Origin of the sequence: Streptomyces sp. NPDC001530 (assembly GCF_042894545.1) — a bacterium.
Taxonomy (GTDB): domain Bacteria; phylum Actinomycetota; class Actinomycetes; order Streptomycetales; family Streptomycetaceae; genus Streptomyces.
This window is the reverse complement of sequence record NZ_JBIAVS010000012.1, coordinates 269787-292011: the sequence shown is the minus strand read 5'-3', so window position 1 is coordinate 292011 and position 22225 is coordinate 269787. Positions and strand designations below refer to the sequence as shown.

At 70.7% G+C, this 22225-nt stretch carries 15 protein-coding genes, 4 tRNA genes, 1 other RNA gene and 1 pseudogene; 11 read left to right on the top strand and 10 right to left on the bottom strand.

Translation table 11 applies throughout. From position 1 onward, the window contains the following. Window positions 1-10 precede the first annotated feature (10 nt). Genes purL through purS form a run of 3 tightly spaced genes read right to left on the bottom strand, consistent with a single transcriptional unit; the run spans window position 11 to window position 3206 of the window. Window positions 11-2269, bottom strand: coding sequence for a phosphoribosylformylglycinamidine synthase subunit PurL (gene purL, locus ACFY0T_RS26005; protein ID WP_388875016.1), 2259 nt, complete (start codon window positions 2267-2269; stop codon window positions 11-13). After that, on the bottom strand, window positions 2266-2946 hold the full coding sequence (gene purQ / locus ACFY0T_RS26000) for a phosphoribosylformylglycinamidine synthase subunit PurQ (protein ID WP_388875013.1): 681 nt from the start codon (window positions 2944-2946) through the stop codon (window positions 2266-2268). The genes purL and purQ overlap by 4 nt, the downstream gene beginning before the upstream one ends. After that, window positions 2943-3206 carry a phosphoribosylformylglycinamidine synthase subunit PurS gene (purS, locus tag ACFY0T_RS25995; RefSeq protein WP_005482678.1) on the bottom strand — a complete coding sequence of 88 codons (264 nt, stop codon included), beginning with the start codon at window positions 3204-3206 and terminating at the stop codon, window positions 2943-2945. Before purS ends, purQ begins: the two co-directional genes overlap by 4 nt. A gap of 359 nt (window positions 3207-3565) precedes the next feature. On the opposite strand from purS, the gene ACFY0T_RS25990 reads away from it, so the two are divergent. The 8 genes and pseudogenes from ACFY0T_RS25990 (at window position 3566) to ACFY0T_RS25955 (ending at window position 8590) form a co-directional block, all read left to right on the top strand. After that, window positions 3566-3883, top strand: coding sequence for an Lsr2 family protein (locus ACFY0T_RS25990; RefSeq protein ID WP_388875010.1), 318 nt, complete (start codon window positions 3566-3568; stop codon window positions 3881-3883). A 154-nt stretch (window positions 3884-4037) separates the two neighbouring features. Next, window positions 4038-4109, top strand: a tRNA-Gly gene (locus ACFY0T_RS25985). 79 nt (window positions 4110-4188) lie between these two features. Next, a tRNA-Gly gene (locus tag ACFY0T_RS25980) sits at window positions 4189-4264 on the top strand. A gap of 330 nt (window positions 4265-4594) precedes the next feature. Then, on the top strand, window positions 4595-5488 hold the full coding sequence (locus ACFY0T_RS25975) for an ABC transporter ATP-binding protein (RefSeq protein ID WP_388875007.1): 894 nt from the start codon (window positions 4595-4597) through the stop codon (window positions 5486-5488). Beyond that, window positions 5485-6318 (top strand): ABC transporter permease, encoded by an 834-nt coding sequence (locus ACFY0T_RS25970; RefSeq protein ID WP_388875004.1) that lies wholly within the window; start codon window positions 5485-5487, stop codon window positions 6316-6318. The genes ACFY0T_RS25975 and ACFY0T_RS25970 overlap by 4 nt, the downstream gene beginning before the upstream one ends. A gap of 20 nt (window positions 6319-6338) precedes the next feature. Continuing rightward, window positions 6339-7586, top strand: a pseudogene (locus ACFY0T_RS25965) (sensor histidine kinase); the annotation flags it as partial. 302 nt (window positions 7587-7888) lie between these two features. Then, window positions 7889-8491, top strand: coding sequence for a response regulator (locus ACFY0T_RS25960; protein ID WP_388875001.1), 603 nt, complete (start codon window positions 7889-7891; stop codon window positions 8489-8491). Window positions 8492-8514: 23 nt separating this feature from the next. Beyond that, window positions 8515-8590, top strand: a tRNA-Gly gene (locus ACFY0T_RS25955). A 55-nt stretch (window positions 8591-8645) separates the two neighbouring features. Here ACFY0T_RS25955 and ACFY0T_RS25950 read toward each other — a convergent pair. From ACFY0T_RS25950 to ffs, 6 genes are all read right to left on the bottom strand, one after another. Continuing rightward, window positions 8646-9545: a phosphoribosylaminoimidazolesuccinocarboxamide synthase gene (locus ACFY0T_RS25950; protein WP_388874999.1), complete on the bottom strand. Its 900-nt coding sequence runs from the start codon at window positions 9543-9545 to the stop codon at window positions 8646-8648. 122 nt (window positions 9546-9667) lie between these two features. Further along, a complete protein-coding gene (locus ACFY0T_RS25945) occupies window positions 9668-11218 on the bottom strand; it encodes a N,N-dimethylformamidase beta subunit family domain-containing protein (protein ID WP_388874996.1) in 1551 nt (516 codons plus the stop codon). 981 nt (window positions 11219-12199) lie between these two features. Beyond that, entirely contained in the window at window positions 12200-14032 is a 1833-nt protein-coding gene (locus tag ACFY0T_RS25940; RefSeq protein ID WP_388875175.1) for a hypothetical protein, read from the bottom strand. Between the two features lie 400 nt (window positions 14033-14432). Next, window positions 14433-15686: a phosphoribosylamine--glycine ligase gene (gene purD, locus ACFY0T_RS25935; protein ID WP_388874993.1), complete on the bottom strand. Its 1254-nt coding sequence runs from the start codon at window positions 15684-15686 to the stop codon at window positions 14433-14435. Window positions 15687-16212: 526 nt separating this feature from the next. Continuing rightward, the gene (locus tag ACFY0T_RS25930) at window positions 16213-18483 is read right to left on the bottom strand and encodes a DNA polymerase III subunit gamma and tau (protein ID WP_388874990.1); all 2271 of its coding nucleotides are present in this window, start codon (window positions 18481-18483) and stop codon (window positions 16213-16215) included. Window positions 18484-18618: 135 nt separating this feature from the next. After that, window positions 18619-18717: signal recognition particle sRNA small type (ffs, locus tag ACFY0T_RS25925), an RNA gene on the bottom strand. A 72-nt stretch (window positions 18718-18789) separates the two neighbouring features. Between ffs and ACFY0T_RS25920 the strand changes: the two genes are divergently transcribed. Next, window positions 18790-18877, top strand: a tRNA-Ser gene (locus ACFY0T_RS25920). Window positions 18878-18986: 109 nt separating this feature from the next. Here ACFY0T_RS25920 and ACFY0T_RS25915 read toward each other — a convergent pair. Then, on the bottom strand, window positions 18987-19748 hold the full coding sequence (locus ACFY0T_RS25915; RefSeq protein WP_388874987.1) for an ATP-binding cassette domain-containing protein: 762 nt from the start codon (window positions 19746-19748) through the stop codon (window positions 18987-18989). 304 nt (window positions 19749-20052) lie between these two features. Between ACFY0T_RS25915 and ACFY0T_RS25910 the strand changes: the two genes are divergently transcribed. Both ACFY0T_RS25910 and ACFY0T_RS25905 read left to right on the top strand, forming a co-directional pair. Beyond that, complete coding sequence (locus ACFY0T_RS25910; RefSeq protein ID WP_388874984.1) at window positions 20053-21093, top strand: substrate-binding domain-containing protein; 1041 nt, start codon at window positions 20053-20055, stop codon at window positions 21091-21093. Between the two features lie 40 nt (window positions 21094-21133). Then, entirely contained in the window at window positions 21134-22159 is a 1026-nt protein-coding gene (locus tag ACFY0T_RS25905; protein ID WP_388874981.1) for an ABC transporter permease, read from the top strand. Window positions 22160-22225: the final 66 nt, after the last annotated feature.

Below are 22225 nucleotides of genomic sequence, written 5' to 3'. Positions count from 1 at the left end.
CGGCCGAGTGCTACGCGAGCAGCGCCGGGATCGTGCCCTCGTGCGCCGTCCGGAGCTCGTCCAGCGAGAGCGCGAACTCACCCTGGACGTCCACCGTGTCGCCGTCCACGACACCGATGCGGGTGACGGGCAGACCCCGGGCACCGCACATGTCGTTGAAGCGGAGCTCCTCCGAGCGCGGGACGGCGACGACCGCGCGGCCCGCCGACTCCGAGAAGAGGAAGGTGAACGCGTCGAGACCGTCCGGCACGATCAGCCGCGCGCCCTTGCCGCCGAGCAGCGCCGACTCGACCACGGCCTGGATCAGACCGCCGTCGGACAGGTCGTGCGCGGAGTCGATCATGCCGTCGCGGGAGGCCGAGATGAGGATCTCGCCGAGCAGCCGCTCGCGCTCCAGGTCGACCTGCGGCGGCAGACCGCCGAGGTGGTCGTGGACGACCTGTGACCAGGCCGAACCGCCGAACTCCTCACGGGTGTCGCCGAGGAGGTAGAGCAGCTGCCCTTCCTCCTGGAAGGCGACCGGGGTGCGCCGGGCCACGTCGTCGATGACGCCCAGGACTGCCACGACCGGGGTCGGATGGATGGCGGCCTCGCCGGTCTGGTTGTAGAGCGAGACGTTGCCGCCGGTCACCGGGGTGCCCAACTGCTGGCAGGCGTCGGCGAGTCCGCGGATGGCCTCGGCGAACTGCCACATCACCGCCGGGTCCTCGGGCGAGCCGAAGTTCAGGCAGTCGGAGACGGCGAGCGGCTTGGCACCGGTCGTCGCGACGTTGCGGTAGGCCTCGGCGAGCGCGAGCTGCGCACCCGCGTACGGGTCGAGCTTGGCGTAGCGGCCGTTGCCGTCCGTGGCGATGGCGACGCCGAGCCCGGTCTCCTCGTCGATGCGGATCATGCCCGAGTCCTCGGGCTGCGCCAGCACCGTGTTGCCCTGCACGAAGTGGTCGTACTGGGAGGTGATCCACTTCTTGGAGGCCTGGTTGGGAGAGGACACCAGCTTCAGGACCTGGTCCTTCAGCTCCTCGGAGGTCTCCGGGCGCGAAAGCTTGTTCGCGTCGTCGGCCTGGAGCGCGTCCTGCCACTGCGGACGGGCGTACGGGCGCTCGTACACCGGGCCCTCGTGCGCGACCGTGCGCGGGTCGACGTCGACGATCTTCCCGCCGTGCCAGTAGATCTCCAGCCGGTCCCCGTCCGTCACCTCACCGATGACGGTGGCGATGACGTCCCACTTCTCGCAGATCTCCAGGAACCGGTCGGCCTTCCCCGGCTCGACGACCGCGCACATGCGTTCCTGCGACTCGCTCATGAGGATTTCCTCGGGCGAGAGGGTCGAGTCGCGCAGCGGTACGTCGTCGAGGATGACGCGCATACCGCCTGAGCCGTTGGAGGCGAGCTCGGACGTGGCACAGGACAGACCGGCCGCGCCGAGGTCCTGGATGCCGACGACCAGCTTCTCCTTGAAGGCCTCCAGGGTGCACTCGATGAGGAGCTTCTCCTGGAAGGGGTCGCCGACCTGGACGGCGGGACGCTTCGACGGCTTGGCGTCGTCGAAGGTCTCGGAGGCGAGGATCGAGGCGCCGCCGATGCCGTCGCCGCCCGTGCGGGCGCCGTACAGGATGACCTTGTTGCCCTCGCCGGACGCCTTGGCGAGGTGGATGTCCTCGTGGCGCATGACGCCGATGGCACCGGCGTTGACCAGCGGGTTGCCCTGGTAGCAGGCGTCGAAGACGACCTCGCCGCCGATGTTGGGCAGGCCCAGGCAGTTGCCGTAGCCGCCGATGCCGGCGACGACGCCGGGCAGCACGCGCTTGGTGTCGGGGTGGTCCGCCGCGCCGAACCGCAGCGGGTCGACCACGGCGACCGGGCGGGCGCCCATCGCGATGATGTCGCGCACGATGCCGCCGACGCCGGTGGCCGCGCCCTGGTAGGGCTCGACGTACGACGGGTGGTTGTGCGACTCGACCTTGAAGGTGACGGCGTAGCCCTGGCCGACGTCGACGACACCGGCGTTCTCACCGATGCCGACGAGCAGCGCGTCGGACTGCGGGGCCTTCTCGCCGAACTGGCGGAGGTGGACCTTCGAGGACTTGTAACTGCAGTGCTCGGACCACATGACCGAGTACATGGCGAGCTCGGCACCGGTGGGCCGGCGGCCGAGGATCTCCACGACCCGCTCGTACTCGTCCTTCTTCAGGCCGAGTTCGGCCCAGGGCAGCTCGACGTCGGGGGTCGCGGCCGCGTGCTCGACCGTGTCCAGAGGCGTGCGGCTCATGCGTTGACCAGCTTCTTGAGGATCGAGGTGAAGAAGGGGAGGCCGTCGGTGCGGCCGGACCCGATGAGGGGCTCGACGGCGTGCTCGGGGTGCGGCATGAGACCGACCACGTTCCCGGCCTCGTTCGTGATCCCGGCGATGTCCCGAAGGCTGCCATTGGGGTTGAAGTCCACGTACCGGAAGGCGACCCGGCCCTCCGCCTCCAGCATGTCGAGGGTGCGCTCGTCGGCGACGTACCGCCCGTCCATGTTCTTCAGCGGGATGTGGATCTCCTGGCCGGACTCGTAGTCGGTCGTCCAGGAGGTGTCCGCGTTCTCCACCCGCAGCTTCTGGTCGCGGCAGATGAAGTGGAGGTGGTCGTTGCCGAGCATCCCGCCCGGGAGGAGGTGCGCCTCGGTGAGGATCTGGAAGCCGTTGCAGATACCGAGGACCGGCATTCCGGACTTCGCCTGCTCGATGACGGTCTCCATCACCGGCGAGAAGCGCGAGATGGCGCCGGCCCGCAGATAGTCGCCGTACGAGAAACCGCCGGGCAGCACCACGGCGTCGACCTGCTTGAGGTCCTTGTCCTTGTGCCAGAGAGCTACGGGTTCGGCGCCGGCGAGCTTGATCGCGCGCTGCGTGTCCCGGTCGTCGAGGCTGCCCGGAAAGGTGACGACTCCAATACGAGCGGTCACTTTCCTGCCTCCGCGACTTCCTCGACCTTGACGGTGAAGTCCTCGATCACGGTGTTGGCGAGGAAGGATTCCGCGAGTTCGTGGATGCGGGCGAGCGCGGCGTCGTCCACCGGTCCATCCACTTCCAGTTCGAATCGCTTTCCCTGACGTACGTCGGAGACACCTTCGAAACCGAGGCGCGGCAGTGCACGCTGCACCGCCTGGCCCTGGGGGTCGAGGATCTCCGGCTTGAGCATGACGTCGACTACGACGCGTGCCACTGGCACTCCCGGTGTGTGGTGCTGAGCAGGTCCCTTCAGACTACCCGCACAAAATTTCTACTCGCGTAGATTTGTAGAATCCTACGTGAGCCCGATCACGATCCCGCATCGGCGCGGGGGATCGCACGGAAAATCCTGGGAAAAACCACAGAAGAACGGCAGGACCCCATTGCCTGCGGACACGCGGAAGGTTTTAGTCGGGCTTCACAATGCAATGCCGGGCACTGTACAAAGGAAATGGCAATAGCCGATACTTTGCCCAATAACAGCCGGACAGTCGACATCTCCCCGACAACTCCGTGACGTCTGCGCACGTCATGACTTGATCGCAGAGGTGCCGCACGAAGGGACCGATATTCGTGGCGCAGCGTGTCGTGGTCACTCTCTTTGACGACATCGACGGCTCAGAAGCGGCGGAAACGATCGCCTTCGGACTCGACGGCAAGTCGTACGAGATCGACCTCAATCCAACCAATGCCAAGAAACTGCGTAAGGCACTCGCGCCCTACGTCGAGGCCGGCCGCAAGCGGTCGAAGTCCGGGAAGGCGTACACGCACACCGCGCTGACCCCCGACCCGGCCGCCGTACGCGCCTGGGCCCGCTCCAACAAGATGGACGTGCCGCCGCGCGGGCGAATCCCCAAGAAGGTCTACGAGGCGTTCGCCGAGGCGCAGTGACTCCCGACCCCCGGTGACCCACGGATGGTGATCGCGCTCCGGGGCCGGTCATCGGCCCCTGTGCACAGCCGACTTGCGCTGACCCCCCGCTGATCAGCTAGAGTCTGGAGCACGCCGAGGGGCAAGGCCGAAAGGCCGAACCCCAAGGAGTCATGCGGGTGTAGTTCAGTAGCAGAACATCCCCCTTCCAGGGGGAAGGCGCAGTGTGCAATTCCTGTCACCCGCTCTGCATCGCTTACCAACCACTCTTGTGGATCAGGTAAGCTGGTGCTCGCGCCGATCGGTGAAAGCCGGTCGGAGGCAATGCGGACGTAGCTCAGTTGGTAGAGCGCAACCTTGCCAAGGTTGAGGTCGCGAGTTCGAGCCTCGTCGTCCGCTCCAGTACGAAGGCCCCGGTCACTGACCGGGGCTTTTTGCTGTTCTCCGCTCCGGACGCCTTCCTCCCCATCTGACATTTGTCATGCGGAGTGATGACACCGCGCACTGCTGCGGGGTGCCGTCCGCGGGGACGCTGATTTCATGAACACGAACGAGCGCGACGAGCACGATGACGTGATTGAGGTCACTGATCTGCGCCGTGTGTACGGGGGCGACAGGGGAGTCCGAGGAGGACGGGCAGCCGGAGGAGCCCGGGAAGTCGGGCAAGTCCGAGGAGTACGGGGAGGACAGGGAGTACAGGGAGTACGGGGAGCCGGGGGAGTTTTCGAGGCCGTGCGCGGAGTCACCTTCTCCGTGGGCCGCGGTGAGCTCTTCGCCCTGCTGGGCACGAACGGCGCGGGCAAGACGTCCACGGTAGAACTGCTGGAGGGCCTCGCGCCCCCGGCCGGCGGACGAGTGCGGGTCCTCGGGCACGATCCGTACGCGGAGCGGGCGGCCGTGCGGCCCCGCATCGGCGTGATGCTTCAGGAGGGTGGCTTCCCCTCCGAGCTGACGGTCGCGGAGACCGTACGGATGTGGGCGGGCTGCACGAGTGGAGCACGGCCGGCGACGGAGACGCTGGACCTGGTCGGCCTTGCGCGGCGGTCCGATGTACGGGTCAAGCAGTTGTCCGGAGGCGAGAGGCGGCGCCTGGACCTGGCGCTCGCGCTCCTCGGCCGCCCCGAGGTCCTCTTCCTCGACGAGCCGACGACCGGACTCGACGCCGAAGGGCGCCGGAGTACCTGGGAGTTGGTGCGCGAGCTGCGCGACGGCGGTACGACGGTGCTGCTGACCACCCACTATCTGGAAGAGGCGGAGGAGCTGGCCGACCGGCTCGCGATCCTCCACGAGGGGCACATCGCGGCCTCCGGCACCCCGGCCGAGGTGACCGCCTCCCAGCCGTCCCGGATCTCCTTCGAACTGCCCGATGGCTACTTCCTCGGGGACCTGCCCCCACTCGCCGAACTCGGCGTGAGCGACCACGAGACGACGGGCCGCGTCATCAAGCTGCGCACCGACGAGTTGCAACGGACGGCCACCGCACTGCTGCTCTGGGCGGAGCGGGCGCGGGTCGAACTGCGGGGGCTCGATGTGCGGTCGGCCTCGCTGGAGGAGGCGTTTCTGCGGATCGCGCGGGAGGCGGCGGTGCGAGGCGTGGAGGCACGGGAGAGGGAGACGGCGGCATGAGCGGCACGACAGTGACGGGCGGTGTCGGCACCGGTGGGGGCACGAGCGCGGGCACGGGTAGGGGTACGACTACGGCCGCGGGGCGGATGGCCGCCCTGGCACGCGCCGAACTGACCCTGCTGGGCCGCACGAAGGCGACGCTCGCCGCCGCCGTGTTCGTGCCCCTGACCTTGCCGCTCAGTCTCCGCTCGACGGTCGATCAGATGGACCTGAAGGGCACCGGGCTGTCGGTCGGATCGGTCATCCTGCCGTCCTCCGTCGGCTTTTCACTCGTGTTCGCCGTCTACAGCTCGCTGGTGAGCGTGTACGCGGCCCGGCGCGAGGAGCTCGTCCTCAAGCGGCTGCGCACCGGGGAGCTGCGCGACGCCGAGATCCTCACGGGCGCGGCCCTGCCGTCGGTCGCGATCGGCCTGGTGCAGTGCCTGGTGCTGACGGTCGCCTGCGCCGCGCTGCTGGATGTCGGGGCGCCCCAGGCACCCCATCTCGCCGTCTTGGGGCTGCTGTTGGGCCTGGCGATGTGGCCTCCGCTCGCGGCAGTCACCGCGAACTTCAGCAGGAGCGTGGAGGGCGCCCAGGTGGCCGCCATGCCCCTCGTGCTGGTGTCGCTGCTCGGCTCGGGCACCTTCATCCCCCTGGAGACCCTGCCCGACGATCTGGCCTCGTTCTGCGAACTGCTGCCCCTCACCCCGGTGATCACCCTGATACGCGGCGGCTGGACGGGCGGCCTCTCCGCGCACGACGCCGTGGGCGCCCTCGCGACGGCGGTGGCCTGGACCGTGCTCGCGGTGTTTGCTGTACGACGATGGTTCCGCTGGGAGCCGCGGCGATGACCATGGACGCGGGGGTGGGCATGAGCAGGCCGGGTGGCTGGTGGCGGGGCAAGAGCACCCCGGCGAAGGTCGAGACGTACACGCGCTGGTCGTTCCACTTCTTCGCCGTGATCGAGGTCGCGTCGATCGGACTGCCCGTTTTCGGGAACCTGTCGCCGCCCCTGTCCTGGAGCCTGTTCCTGCTGGTGTGCGGACACTCCGTGCTGTGCGCGGTGACCGCCTCGCAGGCGCTGGACTGGGCGCGCGGCACCCGGGAACAGCCCGGGCGCATGCTGATCGCGCTGGCCGTGGGCACGGCCGTGGTCGCGATCGTGGCGGTCATCCTCTCGGGCACCGCATGGCGCCCGGCGGACGCTGCCGAGGTCCGGGTGGCCGCCTCGCTGTTCGTCGGCGTCATAGCGTTCGGTACGGGCACGCTCGCGCTCGGCACGCGCAACGTTCGAAGGATGACGCACGCGGTGGCCGGTGCGGCCCTGGGTGCCGGAGCGGTGTCGTTCCCCCTGGGCTTCCCGGGACCCTCCGCGCTGATCACCGCCGGTGTGGTCATGCTGGCCGCCGGGTTCCTCACCTTCACCGCCGCCTTCTCCGTCTGGCTGCTCAACGCCGTCTACGAACTCGACGAGGCCCGCGAAACCCGCGCCCGCCTCGCCGTCGCCGAGGAACGGCTGCGCTTCGGGCGCGATCTGCACGACGTGATGGGCCGCAATCTCGCGGTGATCGCCCTCAAGAGCGAGCTCGCCGTGCAACTGGCCCGGCGCGGACGGCCGGAGGCCGTGGCGCAGATGACCGAGGTTCAGCGGATAGCGCGGGAGTCGCAGCGGGAGGTGCGGGACGTCGTACGGGGATACCGGGAGGTCGACCTGGGTGTCGAACTCGCCGGTGCGCAGGGGGTGTTGACGGCGGCCGGCATCGATTGCGAGGTCACCGGCTCGGCGACCGGGCTGCCCACGCCGATCCAGTCGGCGCTCGGCTGGGCCGTACGGGAGGCGACGACGAACGTGCTGCGGCATGGGGACGCCGGGCGGTGTGCGGTGTCGCTGCGGGTGACGGAGGGCCGGGTGACGCTCACCGTCGAGAACGACGGGGCCCCCGGCTCAGGGACTGCGCCCGAGCCGGGGCGTGGGTCGGGGCTCGCGGGGCTGCGGGAGCGGCTGACGGAGGTGGAGGGGGTGCTGCGGGCTGGGACCGCTGGGGAGGGGGTGTTCCGTTTGACGGCGGAGGTGCCGCTGCCGACGGCTCCGGTTGGGGATTCGGCTTCGGCTTCGGCTTCGGTTGGGGATCCGGGTTCAGGTCCGGCTTCGGCCGGGGATCCGGGTTCAGGTCCGACTTCGGCTCCGGCTTCGGCTTCTGCCGGGGATCCGGGTTCGGGTCCAGCTTCGGCTGGGGATCCGGGTTCAGGTCCGGCTTCGGCTTCGGTTGGGGATCCGGGTTCAGGTCCGGCTTCGGTTGGGGATTCGGTCCCGGACGCGGTCTCATCCGTTGCGCAGCCAGTGAGCGAGGGCACCTCATGACAGCCGGACCGTCCGAATCCCCCATCACGTCTGTGCCGCCTGGCCCTTCCGCCCCGCCCGTGCGTCTCCTGTTGGCCGACGACGAGCACCTCATCCGGGGAGCACTCGCCGCGCTGCTCGCCATGGAGGACGACCTGGTCGTGGTGGCGGAGGCGGCGACCGGGCCCGAGGCGCTGGCGATGGCGCGGGCGCACGAGCCCGATGTCGCCGTTCTGGATCTTCAGATGCCGGGGGCGGACGGTGTGAGGGTGGCCACATCGTTGCGGGCCGAGCTGCCCGGCTGTCAGGTACTGATCGTGACGAGTCATGGGCGGCCGGGGCATCTGAAGCGGGCGCTTGCTGCGGGTGTGCGCGGGTTCGTCCCGAAGACGGTCAGCGCGCAGCGGCTCGCGGAGATCATTCGTACGGTGCATGCGGGAAACCGTTATGTGGACCCGGAGTTGGCCGCCGACGCGATCTCCGCCGGGGACTCGCCGCTGACCGCGCGCGAGGCCGAGGTGCTCGAATTCGCCGCCGATGGGGCGCCCGTCGCGGAGATCGCCGAGCGGGCCGCGCTGTCCCAGGGGACCGTACGGAACTATCTGTCGTCGGCCGCGTCCAAGCTCGGGGCGGAGAACCGTCACGCGGCGGTGCGGCTCGCGCGTGAGCGAGGTTGGGTATAGTTGCTCTCGCGCCACGGCGCAGTGCGGACGTAGCTCAGTTGGTAGAGCGCAACCTTGCCAAGGTTGAGGTCGCGAGTTCGAGCCTCGTCGTCCGCTCCAGAGAGAAGCCCCCGACCCTCGCGGTCGGGGGCTTCTTCGTGTGCTCCTGGCGTCCTCAGTTCCAGCTGGTGCCGGTCAGACGCTCGTACGCCTCGATGTACTTGGCGCGGGTGGCCTCCACGACATGCGGGGGCAGCGCGGGCGGCGGCTGCTCGCTCTTGCGGTCCCAGCCGGACTCCGCGGAGGTCAGCCAGTCGCGGACGTACTGCTTGTCGAAGGACGGCTGGGCGTGGCCCGGCTCCCACGCGTCGGCGGGCCAGAAGCGGGAGGAGTCCGGGGTCAGCACCTCGTCGGCGAGGACCAGCGTCTGCCCCTCGTAGCCGAACTCGAACTTGGTGTCCGCGAGGAGGATGCCCCGGTCGCGGGCGATGTCGCGGGCGCGGCTGTAGACGGCGAGGGTCGTCTGGCGCAGCTCGGCCGCGGTCTCGGCGCCGACCTGGCGGGCGACCTCCTCGTACGACACGTTCTCGTCGTGCTCGCCGACGGCGGCCTTGGTGGCGGGGGTGAAGATCGGCGCGGGGAGTTCCGATCCGTCGACGAGGCCTTCGGGGAGTGCGAGGCCGCAGACGGTGCGGGACTCGTTGTACTCGACGAGGCCGGAGCCGGTGAGGTAGCCGCGCGCGACGCACTCGACCGGGACCATCTTCAGGGACTTGCAGATCAGGGTGCGGCCGGCCCAGTCGGCGGGGGCGCCCGGCGGGAGTTCGGTGCTCAGGACGTGGTTGGGGACCAGGTCGGCGAGCTGGTCGAACCACCACAGGGAGAGCTGGGTGAGCGTGCGGCCCTTGTCGGGGATCTCGGTGGGGAGCACCCAGTCGAATGCGGAGATGCGGTCGCTGGCGACCATCACGAGGTCGCCCGCCTCGTTCTGGTACAGGTCGCGCACCTTGCCGGTGTGCAGATGCACCAGACCCGGAACCTCGAGAGGCTCGGGCTTTTCGACGAATCCGGACACGGTTCCTCCCCGTGGTTCTGTCCAAGTGGCTCGATTCTCCCGTATGCCGGGAGTGACTTTGGCCAGGGGGTGGGTGGTGAGGTTATGGGGTGGCGCCGCGCGGGGTGCGCACGGGCGCCTCGTCATTCACGTTTGCAGATGCGGTCGAGAAGGTTGGCCGTGGCTCGCTGGATACGGGTGTCGACGTGGCCGGGGCGGTCGAGGGCCGGGGACCACGCGAACGTTCCGGATGCGAAGACCAGGGCGCCGGACGGCGCTCGGTAGAGGGACGTCTCCTGGTGGCGGACAGTACCCTCGCTGTCCCGGTACGGGGAGTGGGCGAGCAGGATCCGGCCCTCGTGCTCGGGCAGCGGGGTGCGCGGGAAGTAGCGGTCGGCCTCGCCCGCGACCATGCCCTCCAGCTCGTCGCCCTCGTGCGCGCCGGTCGCCTCCCACAGCCAGTGGTCGGCGTTGCGGACGACGAGGGGGTGGGGGTCGGGGACCCTTCCCGCGTACTGGATGCCGATGAGCTGCTGCTCCGGGCGGTCGATTTCACGCCAGAGGGCAGGCTTCCCCGGGCCCTTGCGCTTGCGGCAGGTCAGCAGGCGGTCGGCGATGCCGGATGGGGATGGGCCCAGCTCCACCTGCCAGTACATGGTGTTGGCGGAGAGGAAGACGAGCGAGGTGCCGTGTTCGCGGGCGAGTTCCGCGGTGCGGCGCATCTGTGTCGACCAGTACTCGTCGTGGCCCGGGAAGACGAGGCCGCGGTAGCGGGTGGGGTCGACGCGGCCGGCGTGCAGGTCGCGGGCGTCGGCGTAGGCGAGGTCGTAGCCATAGCGCTCGGCCCAGCGGATGAAGTCGTAGGCGTGACCCACGTGGAGGGGGAGGCCTGCGCCCGCGTACGGCCGGTCGAAGGAGACCGTCGTCGCGGCGTCCGCCTCGCCGAGCAGGCGGCCGTCGTCGTCCCACGCGTGATACAGGCTGGCGCCGGTGCGGCCGTCCTCCGGGTAGAGGTTGTACGCCTGCCAGGTGATGTCCGGGAGCAGGAGGAGCAGGTCGGCGGGGTGGTTGTCGCGGATGGTGAACGGGACGTGGGAGCGGTAGCCGTCGGCGGTGGTGAGGACGGCGACGTATGCGCCGATGCTCCAGTAGGAGGGGATCTGGAGCCGCCAGGAGAGCCACCAGTGGTGGCAGGAGACGGTGCGGTCTGCTGTGAGGGGTGGGGGCTGGACGATGCCGGAGAGGCGGGGGCTGGTGGTGATCTTGCTGGCTCCGTCGCCTCCGTAGTGGCCGATCCGGTAGATGTCGACGCTGAATTCCTGGGGCGGGTCGACGGTGATGTGGAAGTCGATGGCTTCGCCTGGGGCCGCCGCGCCGGTGGAGGTGAAACCCTTGATCTGGCGGCGGACGTCGTCGGCGGAGCGGGGGCCTCCGGCTCGGGGGTGGGGGATGGCACGCTTGGCCTGGGACCTGGTGTCCTGCGCCTTGGTGTCACGGTCGTCGCGGTCGTTGCGTACGAGGGTGGCGCCCTGGGTGGGGTCGATGTGGTCGATGTACCAGGGGACGACGTGGCCGGTGTCGTCGAAGTAGTGCTCGTCGCCTCGGAGCCAGGGGACGGGGCCCTGGCCGAAGGGGTCCGTCACGGCGTGCGCGAGTGCTCCCGACTCCCAGCGGCGAATCTGCTCCGACCCCATGACTGCTCCCCTCCCTCTTGCCCCCGTCGTCCTTGTAAGCCCTTGCCTTGTGCGCGATCGGTCCCAGCACATCACATTACGCACCCAGTCCGTCACCGTTCGTCGTGAATTGACGCGAGTGGAACGGGTGGCTCCGCCTAGGAGGTGCGGTTGGGGGCCTTCGGGGGGATCGCGTTCCGCCGGTGGGTGGGGTGGGGCCGTGCCGGTCCATCCGCCCCGTCGCCGGTCGCAGTGCGGGGGGTTGCCACGGCTCACCCGCTGATCACCGGCCGGAGGGTGAGTCGGGGCCATGCCGTCGCCAGTCTCAGTGCGAGGCGCGCCCGGCTCCCCCTGCTGGCCACCAGCCGGTGGGTGCGGCGGGGCCATGCCGCCGCCGGTCGCAGTGCGAGGCGCGCCCGGCTCCCCCTGCTGGCCACCAGCCGGTGGGTGGGGCGGGGCCGTGCCGGTACATCCGCCCCGTCGCCGGTCGCAGTGCGGGGGGTTGCCACGGCTCACCCTTGCTGGCAACCACGTAAGCGACGGGGCATGTGATGTACCGGCACGGCCCCTTCCGTGCGTCGGCGACTGCGGGTGCGTTCCGCTTTCCGTGCCTGCCCCCGTCCACTCCGCGGACACCGACCAGCCAACCGGCCAGCTCGTGGTGCGTTTGCGGCCGAGGCAGCTCACCTCAGTTCACCCGCCCATCCCGCCGCATTTCCCCCACTCTGGTGCCCCTCCACTCTGCTGGCGCGTTCCGCCCGGCGTCATCTGGCCCGGCCGACGTTCGGGGGCGAGGCGACGTGCGACACGCCACCCACCCAGCTCACCCACCCACCCCGCTGTCCCGCCTCCCCCGGGCCGGGCATCTTCAGCCCGTCCGGCGTTTGAGGACGAGGCCGTTCAGGCCGATGCGGGGGTCTGGGGGCGGCAGCCCCCAGGGGCGGGAGGGGTAGGGGCGGAGGGGGCGAAAAACTGCTTACCCGCGGGCGGGGGCCGTGTGGGTCAGACCAGGCGGACTGGCTTTTCTGGGCGGACGCCGAGGTCGCGGAGCCAGTCGCGGAGGGGGGTGGGGTCGCCGGTCTCGACGAGGGAGAGGACGCGGGGGCCGAGGTCGGCGGCACGTTCGCCCTCGACGAGGAGCGACGGGCCGTCGAGCCAGTCGAGCCCGGGCGCCGCCCCGGCGGTGTCCATCGCGGCGCAGCACACCATCGCCGTGACATGGTCGGCCAGTAGCTCCCGACCGGTGCGGGGCGGCTGGAGGGGGAAGAGAGGGAGCATCCCGTCGTCCCAGAGGGCCCGGTCGGGGCCCTGCTGCTCCGTGGCCCCGGCGGGAGCGGGCGGCACGGCCGGTGCCGACGCCTCCTCGCGGGCCAGCTCCACGGTGAGCCCGGCGGCAAGCGCGGCCGTGCGCTCGTTCCCGAGGCGGAGGTCCGTGTCGTCCTCGTCCTCGGCCATCGCCCCGTACGCGTCGCCGCGACGAGCGGCGAGGGCCGCCGAGTCCGGGCCGGCCAGATCCCTGTCCTCCGGCCGCGCGGACAGGTGCTCCATCACCCGCGCCAGCGTCGGACCGTCCGAGTCGGGCGCCGCCGGGTCGGTGGAGTGCCGCACGCCCAGCGCGTCCAGCACCCGGTGGAGGCGGGCCGCGTCGGCGCGCCATTTGCGGTCGACGACCTCGTCCGGATAGTCCTGCCAGGTGACCGGCGCCCAGTCGGGCCCGGCCTCGGCGGGGCCGCCGTGGAAGAGGCGGGCGGCGAGGAGGGAGGCCGCCTCATCCACCGTGCCGGGCTCTTCGAGCAGGTCGCAGGCGGGGCGCTCGCCGAGGCGGGAGGCGAACCCCTCGGCCAGCCGGTCGCGGCGGGACAGCTCGGTGAGGGCCGCGACGACACCCGCGTCCAGCCGGGACGGCCAGCGGCCCATCCGCCAGGCGGGCAGCGCGACGCGGGTCAGGAGGCGGTCCCAGCCCGCGTACGCCAGGCCCACCTGCTCCTGCGCGACGATCCGCAGGCCGTAGTCCACAGCCTGTGCACGTTCGGCGGCGGCGGCCGCCACGCCTCGTTCCATCTCGGCCGCGTGGCCGCGACAGCTGCGCAGCAGGAGGCGGGTCACCCAGCCGACCGCGCCCAGGACCGTGCGGGACAGCGGTCCGCGCGGCGGCACCGAGGTCACGGCCACGGCCGCGTCCAGGCCCCGTACGAAGCGACGGGCCGCTGCTATGTCGGGGTGCGCCGAGGGGCCCGTACCGGCGACGACCGGGGCGAGGACCGCGCGCAGTTCCCCGACCCGCATCCACCACAGGAAGGGGGAGCCGATGACGAGGACGGGGGCGGAGGGGGCTCGGCGGGACTGTGTCGACAGCCCCCGTATGCCTCGCCCTCCACGTATGCCTCGCACTCCCGCTATCTCGTCCCTGCCCTCGGGCGGGGGCGGGCCGTGTGCCGGGTGCGTGCGGTCCTCCAGCCAGCTGTCGCAGTCCGGGGTGAGGGCTATCGCCGAGGGGGCCGGGACGTCGAGGCGGTCGGCCAGGTCGCGGACCATGCGATAGAGGTCGGGCGCCGATTCCTCGGGGATCGGGACGGTGGGGCTCACGGCGGGTCGCGCGCGGGCCACGACGAGCGCGATGCCCGCGGCGGCGAGGAGGACGAGCGCGGCGAGGATGGTCACGATCCAGCGGGTGGTCCCCCACCCGCCGCCGGTGATGTGGCCGCTGGAGCCGCCGACAAGCAGCACGACGGCGACGGCCGCGGGCAGCAGGGCGACGGCCAACGCCCTGCTGCGGATGCGCAGCACGGCGAGAGCCCGGGAACGCGCGGCCTGCGCGCCCACCTCCACACCCATACCGGTCACGACCGGAGGTCACCCCCTACTTGTCCGCCCGGCCCGGACTGTCTCGCAGCCCGCACCGACGGATGCCCTGGCGTTGCTCACTCCCCCACTGTGGCACCCACCACTGACATCGCAATGCCGGTGGGCCAAGTGCCGGAACGCTTTCGCCGCACCCTAGTTGGGGCCCCGTCCCCCGTCAGCCGGATAGCGCATCGGTCACTCGATGGAATGGCTTTGGGGAAAGGTGGATGACGGTGGGCAATGATCAGGCCCCCGGTTCCGTACAGAAAGCAGCCCCGGATTCCGTACGGAATCCGGGGCTTGGAGCTTGCCGGGCGACCAAGGCCTCCCCGGCGCGGCGCCCGGGGTGCGACCGGCGTGTGACCGGGGTACGACCGGCGTGTGACCGGGATTACGCCTCTGCCGCCGCCTTCGCCGCGATGTCCGTGCGGTGCTGCGAACCGTCGAGGCCGATGCGGGCGACCGCCGCGTACGCACGCTCGCGGGCCTCGGTGAGGTCGGTGCCGGTCGCCGTGACGGAGAGCACACGGCCGCCCGCGCTCACCACCGCGTCGCCGTCGTGCTTCGTCCCTGCGTGCAGGACGTACGCGTACGGGGCGTCCTGGGCCGCCACCTCGTCGAGCCCGGTGATCGGGTCGCCGGTACGCGGGGTGCCCGGGTAGTTGTGCGAGGCCACGACCACCGTGACGGCCGCGTCGTCGCTCCAGCGCAGCGGCGCCAGGTCGTCGAGGGTGCCCTTCGCCGCGGCCAGGAGCACGCCTGCGAGCGGGGTCTTCAGACGGGCGAGGACCACCTGGGTCTCCGGGTCGCCGAAGCGGGCATTGAACTCGATGACCCGTACGCCACGGCTGGTGATCGCCAGACCCGCGTAAAGAAGGCCGGAAAACGGTGTGCCACGGCGGCGCAGTTCGTCGACGGTCGGCTGGAGGACGGTCCCCATGACCTCCTCGACGAGCTTCGGGTCCGCCCAGGGAAGGGGCGAGTACGCGCCCATGCCGCCGGTGTTCGGACCCTCGTCGTTGTCCAGCGCGCGCTTGAAGTCCTGGGCGGGCTGCAGCGGGACGACTGTCTCGCCGTCCGTGATCGCGAAGAGGGAGACCTCGGGGCCGTCGAGGAACTCCTCGATGACGACGCGGTCGCAGGCGTTGGCGTGGTCGCGGGCCTTCGCGAGGTCGTCGGTCACGACGACGCCCTTGCCGGCCGCCAGGCCGTCGTCCTTCACGACGTACGGGGCTCCGAAGGCGTCGAGCGCCTCCTCGACCTCCTCGGGCGTCGTGCAGACGTACGAGCGTGCCGTCGGGACGCCCGCACCCGCCATCACGTCCTTGGCGAAGGCCTTGGAGCCCTCCAGCTGCGCGGCCTCCTTCGAGGGGCCGAAGCAGGGGATGCCAGCCTCGCGCACGGCGTCGGCGACCCCCGCGACGAGCGGGGCCTCCGGGCCCACGATCACCAGCTCGGCGCCGAGCTCGGCAGCCAGCGCGGCCACGGCGGCGCCGTCGAGGGCGTCGACCGCGTGCAGCTCGGCCACCTCCGCGATGCCTGCGTTCCCGGGGGCGCAGTGCAGGGCGGTGACGTCGGGATCGAGGGACAGGGAACGGCACAGGGCGTGTTCGCGGGCGCCACTACCGATGACGAGGACCTTCACGGGGTCAGCCTAACCGCCGGGGACGGGTGCCTTTGTGGGGGCTTCCGAAGCGGGGGGTGCGGGAGGTTGGTGGGATCCTCCGAGGAGGGGGCCGGTGAGGTGGGGGGATGGGGCGATGGGGGCTGGGGTACGCGGGCCTGCCTGGGCACGCAGACATGTGGGCGCGCGGCCACACAGGCACGTGGGCTCGCAGGCTGCTCTCAGGAGCGTGGGCTTGCGGGCTCGTAAAGGGGCGGCCGTACGTCGCTGGAGGCGCGCCCAGGACGCGGTCGTACGACGGTGGGGGTGCCGGTAAAGGAGCGGTACGCCCGCGAGGGCCACCGATGAAGCAGTCGTACGCCGCTGCCGCTGAAGGCGCTCCTCTCCGCACGGCCCCGACCGCTGGCAACTGCCACCCCGCCGTCACCGGGCACTGGGCACCAGGCACCGCGCACCGCTCACCGGAACCGCGCACCGGAGCCGCGCTACCCACCACTCACCGGAGTGGTACTCGATGCCACTCCGGCACTGCTCGTGCTACTCGTTGCTACTCGTTCGTGAACTCTTCCACCACCGTCGCCCCCAACTCCCGGACGATCAAGTCGTGGCCCGAGAGGGCGGACTCGTCGAGGTCGGGGTCGTCGTCCTCGGGGATGTCGTCCTCGGGGGCGACCGGCGGCGGCTCGTGAGCCGGAGGCGGGGTGGGCGTCGGGGCGGGCGCGGCCGGAGCATGGCCGGCGGACGGGCCGCCCTGGGGAGCCGCGGGGCGCTGAGCAGGGGCCGGTGGCTGCTGGGGCGCGGGGCGCGGGGCGGCCGGAGCCGCGCCGTAACCGCCACCGCCGTATCCACCGCCACCGCCGCCGTACCCGGAGCCGGCCGGTGCCGACGGTGCGGAGCCGCCCATGCCGCCGGAGCCGCCCGAGGCATCGACGATCGCCTCGATCTTCCAGTGGACGTTGAACTGCTCGGCCAGCGCCTGCTTCAGCACGTCCTCGCTGCCGCTGCTGGCGAAGTTGTCCCGCGCGCCCGCGTTGACGAAGCCGATCTGCAGGGTCGTACCGTCGAAGCCGGTGACCTGCGCGTTCTGGCTGAGCAGGATCCAGGTGAACCGGCGGCGGTTCTTCACCGCCTCCAGGATGTTCGGCCACAGCATGCGGGGATCGGGACCGCCGGGGGCAGGCGCGGCGGCCGGTGCGGGTGCGGCGGCAGCAGGTGCGGCAGCCGGAGTGGGCGCGGGCGCCGGAGCAGGAGCCGATGGTGCCGGAGGCTGCCCCCCACCCGCGGGGGTCGCCGTCGGCCATCCCCCGGGTCGGCGGCCACTGCCCGCGGCCGTCGCGGTGGGCCAGGCGCCGGGCGCGGCCGCCGCCGGAGCACTGGGCGCGGGCGCGGCGGCCGGAGCCGGCGCCTGCGCAGCCGCGGGTGGGGCCGCCGGAGCGGCAGGGGGCGCACTCGCCGGAGGAGCCGCAGGCACGGTCGACTCAGGAGCCGCTCCCGGACCGCCTCCCCCGGGCCCCCGTACGGCAGCCCGAGCCGCCGCGGCCCCGCCCCCCGGAGGAATCGCCTGGCCCGCCTGACCCGCCGGCATGGGCGCCGCGGCATGGACCTCGGGCCCGGGCACGTACCCCATGACGGGTGCGCCCCCGCCGCCACCGGAGAAGTTCACCCCGCGCTCGATGCGGTCGAGCCGGGCCATGACGGACCGCTCGTCCCCGTACGCGGCGGGCAGCATCACGCGCGCGCAGATGAGTTCGAGCTGGAGCCGCGGCGAGGTGGCGCCGCGCATCTCCGTCAGCCCTTCGTTGACGAGGTCGGCGGCGCGGCTCAGCTCAGCGGCGCCGAAGACCCCGGCCTGGGCCTGCATGCGCTCGACGACATCGACCGGGGCATCGATGAGCCCCTTCTCGGCGGCGTCGGGAACGGCGGCCAGGATGACGAGATCCCGCAGCCGCTCCAGCAGGTCGGCGACGAACCGCCGAGGATCGTTACCGCCTTCGATGACCCGGTCCACGACCTCGAAGGCAGCGGCGCCGTCCCCCGCGGCGAACGCCTCGACCACGGAATCGAGCAGCGACCCGTCCGTATACCCGAGCAGCGAGGTCGCCATGGCATACGTCACACCGGCGTCACCCGCTCCCGCGAGCAGCTGGTCCATGACGGACATGGAGTCACGTACGGACCCCGCACCGGCCCGTACGACCAGGGGAAGCACTCCCTCCTCGACGGGAATGCCCTCGCGCCCACAGACCTCGCCCAGATACTCCCGCAGCGTCCCCGGCGGCACGAGCCGGAACGGATAGTGATGCGTCCGCGACCGAATGGTCCCGATGACCTTCTCGGGCTCGGTGGTGGCGAAGATGAACTTGAGGTGCTCCGGCGGCTCCTCGACGACCTTCAGCAGCGCGTTGAAACCGGCCGACGTGACCATGTGGGCCTCGTCGATGATGTAGATCTTGTACCGGCTGCCGGCAGGCCCGAAGAAGGCCTTCTCCCGCAGGTCACGGGCGTCATCGACACCGCCGTGCGAGGCGGCGTCGATCTCGATGACGTCGATGGACCCCGGCCCGTTCCGAGCGAGATCCCGACACGACTGGCACTCCCCGCAAGGCGTGGGCGTGGGCCCCTGCTCGCAGTTGAGACACCTGGCGAGAATCCGCGCGCTGGTGGTCTTCCCGCATCCACGCGGACCGCTGAACAGGTACGCGTGATTGACCCGGTTGTTCCGCAGCGCCTGCTGCAACGGGTCGGTGACATGCTCCTGCCCGATGACCTCGGCGAACGACTCCGGGCGATAGCGGCGGTACAGCGCGAGAGACGACACGCATACGAGGTTATAGGCGCCCACTGACAACAAGGACCGCCCGACAGCGCATCCCCGGCATCCCCGAAGATCACGTCCTTGGGATCCCCGGGATCCCCGGGATCCTTGAAGATCACATCCCCGACAACCCCCGCAAACGCAAGCGCCCCCCACGCACCCGCCAGAGCCAACCTACCCTTGCTGCCTTCCGGCCCTGGGGGAGTTCAGTCAGATAGCGCCACGTGAGGGGCTCCGCACAGAGTACAGGATCCGAGCGGGCGGGAACGAGTTCGCGAGCACTCCTCAACGTCTTGTATTGTTTGCGGCGGAGGATTCGCCTAGAGGCCTAGGGCGCACGCTTGGAAAGCGTGTTGGGGGCAACCCCTCACGAGTTCGAATCTCGTATCCTCCGCCAGTGCCTCACCGGGCACGATGTCGAAGGCCCCACTGCTCGCAGTGGGGCCTTCGACGTTGTCCGAATCAGTTTCCCTACTCGCCAAGGCCAACCCGGAACCCCTCGGAAGTCAGGCGTTGCCCGTGACTCCGACGATGGCGGAGAAGATCCGCTCCTGTGGGGTGGTCGGCACATGGAAGAAGCCGTTGTTGCGGCCGAGCCGCAGCACCGCCGCCTCGTCCGCGACAGCCTTGACGTCTCCCAGGTTGTGACTGATGAGGATCACCCCGACGCCCTGTTCGCGGAGCTCGTCGACGAGGTCGAGTACGTGGCTGGCCTGTGGGACGCCGAGCGCCGCGGTGGGCTCGTCCAGGAGGACGGCCTTCGGGCGGCCGAGGAGCGCGCGGGAGATCGCGACGGTCTGCCGCTGGCCCGCGGACAGTGAAGCGACCGGAGCACGCACATCGGGGACGCGGATGCCCAGTGCGTCGAGCTGCCCGCGTGCCTCCCTGCGCATGCCGCCGTTGTCCATCAACCGGAACAGGCGGCCCCGGGCACCGGGGCACCGCCGCTCCCGCCCCAGGAAGAGGTTCTCGGCGACATCGAGTTCGTCGCACAACGCCAGGTTCTGGTACACGGTCGCGATGCCCAGGCGCTGGGCGATCCGGGGGGTCCTGATCTGGACGACCCGGCCCTCCCACTCGATGACGCCCTTGTCGGCGGGGGCGACACCCGCGATGACCTTGATGAGGGTGGACTTGCCGGCACCGTTGTCCCCCAGAAGGGCGACGACCTCGCCCTCGCGCACCTCCAGGTCGACGTCCTTGAGGGCCTGGACGGCGCCGAACCGCTTGGAGATCCCGCGCAGCGCCAGCAGGGGCGGCCCAGTCACGCGAACCTCACCTTCTCCGCGCGACCGCGATGCCGCCGCACGGCCTCGGTGGAGCCCCGACCACAGGTGAGGCCGGCCACCCCCGTGACAGGACCAGGGCTCTCCCTGTCCCGATCACCATTTTCGCCCCCATGGGGACGGACGCAACGGGGACATCGGCATCGAGTGGGAGGTCGGATGAGGCCGCCGCAGCGGAGACTGAAGTGGCACAGCGCGATATTTATCAACAATCTGGACACATGGTGTAGATCGCAGAGGCTAAGGCTTCCACGACGCTGGACCCGGCCGGAGGAGGGTGTCACCGATGGCACACCACCACACCGTCCGTACGCGCAGCCGGCCACGGCGCCCCCGACAGGGGGCGACGCTCCTTCTGGTGGGCACATTGCTGGTCGGCGCCGCCGCCTGCGGCGGGAGTCGGGACTCCACGGGTGGCGACGGGACGCGGAAGGTCACGATCGGCCTGGTGACCAAGACCGAGACCAATCCGTTCTTCGTGACCCTGCGCAAGGCCGCCGCGGACGCGGCGAAGAAGAACAACGCCGAGCTCATCGCGCTGTCCGGCAAGTTCGACGGCGACAACGAGGGCCAGGTCGCCGCCGTGGAGAGCCTCATCGCCCGCCACGTGGAGGGAATCCTGATCACACCGTCGAACACGACGGGGATCCTGGGCGCCATCGCGGAGGCCCGCCGGCAGGGCATCCTGGTGATCGCGCTGGACACCGCGACGGACCCGGCGAACGCGGCGGACGCCACGTATGCGACCGACAACTTGAAGGCCGGACGCCTCCAGGGCGCCTATGTCAGGGCCGTGCTCGCCGACCGGGCTCCCAAGCTGTTCATGCTCGACGGCACGGAGGGTTCCACGGTCAGCCAACAGCGTCACGACGGCTTCCTCAGCGGCTTCGGGATCAAGGACGACTCACCGGCGATCCGCGGACGGGCGATCACCAACGGCGACCGCAATCGGGCGCAGACCGCGATGGAGAACCTGCTGCAGCGCACGAGCGACGTGAACTCGGTCTACACCATCAACGAACCGGTGGCCGACGGCGCCTACACGGCCCTCGCGGCACGCGGTCTCACCCGGCAGGTGACCGTCGGCTCCATCGACGGCGGATGCGACGGCGTGCGCGACGTCAGATCCGGTAAGTACGCGGCCACCGTCATGCAGTTCCCGGTCAGGATGGCCGACCTGGGTGTGGCCGCGGTCACCGACTTCGCCAGGAACGGGAAGAAACCGTCCGGCTTCACGGACACGGGCACGGAACTCATCACCGACAAGCCGGTGCGGGGACTGGCCTCCCAGAACACGGAGTGGGGACTCCAACACTGCTGGGGGTGACCTTCGGACGCCGACCGGGCGAAGGGGTCAGTAACGGATCATGAGATCTCGCGGCACCACCACTCCCGCCGCCGACAGCGAGCCGGGCACCGCGCTGCGGGTCGCGCTGCGGGACGCGCTGCGGGACGCCCTGCGCACGCCGACCGTCGGCCCCCTCGCGGCCCTGGCCATCGCCGTACTGGTCTTCTCGGTCACCACGGACACGTTCCTGGCACCGGAGAACCTTTCACTGGTGCTGCAGCAGTCCATCGTGATCGGCACGCTGGCACTGGGTCAGTCCCTGATCATCCTCACCGCGGGCATCGACCTGTCGAACGGGGCCATCGCGGTCCTCGGTACGCTCGTCATGGCCAAGCTCGTCTTCGAGGGGAACAGCCCCGTGGCGGCGCTGCTGCTCGGCCTGGTCGTGACGACCTTCCTCGGGCTCGTCAACGGCCTGCTCGTGGCCCGGCTGGGCCTGCCCCCCTTTATCGTGACCCTGGGTGCACTCACCGTCGTCTACGCCGCGGGCAGGCTCTACTCCGACTCCCGCAGCTTTCCGGTGACCAACGATCTGCTTGTCTTCTGGGGGAACGGCGTCCACCTCGGCGGCGTCCTGTTCACCTGGGGGACGCTCCTGCTCGTGGGGCTGTACGCGTTCTTCTGGTACGTGCTCACCAAGACGGCCTGGGGCCGGCACATCTACGCCGTCGGCGACGCACCGGAGTCCGCGCGCCTGACCGGCATCAACGTGCGGCGCACGGTCCTGTCGGTCTACATCACCGCCGGTCTCCTCTACGGCATCGCCGCCTGGCAGGCCCTCGGTCGCATCCCCAACGCCGACCCCAACTCCTACCAGACGGCGAATCTGGAGAGCATCACCGCGGTGGTCATCGGCGGGACCAGCCTCTTCGGGGGCCGGGGAAGCGTCGCCGGAACGCTCATCGGAACGCTCATCGTCACCGTGCTCCGCTCCGGCCTCACCCAGGCGGGTATCGACAGCCTCTACCAGGACGTCGCGACCGGGACCCTCGTCATCGTCGCGGTCGGCGTCGACAAGGTCCTGCGCAGAGGCAGCACACGCTGACACCGACGTGCGACACTCACCGACCAGCGACCCGCAGCGGCGTCCGTCGGCCGCGTGGATCACGGT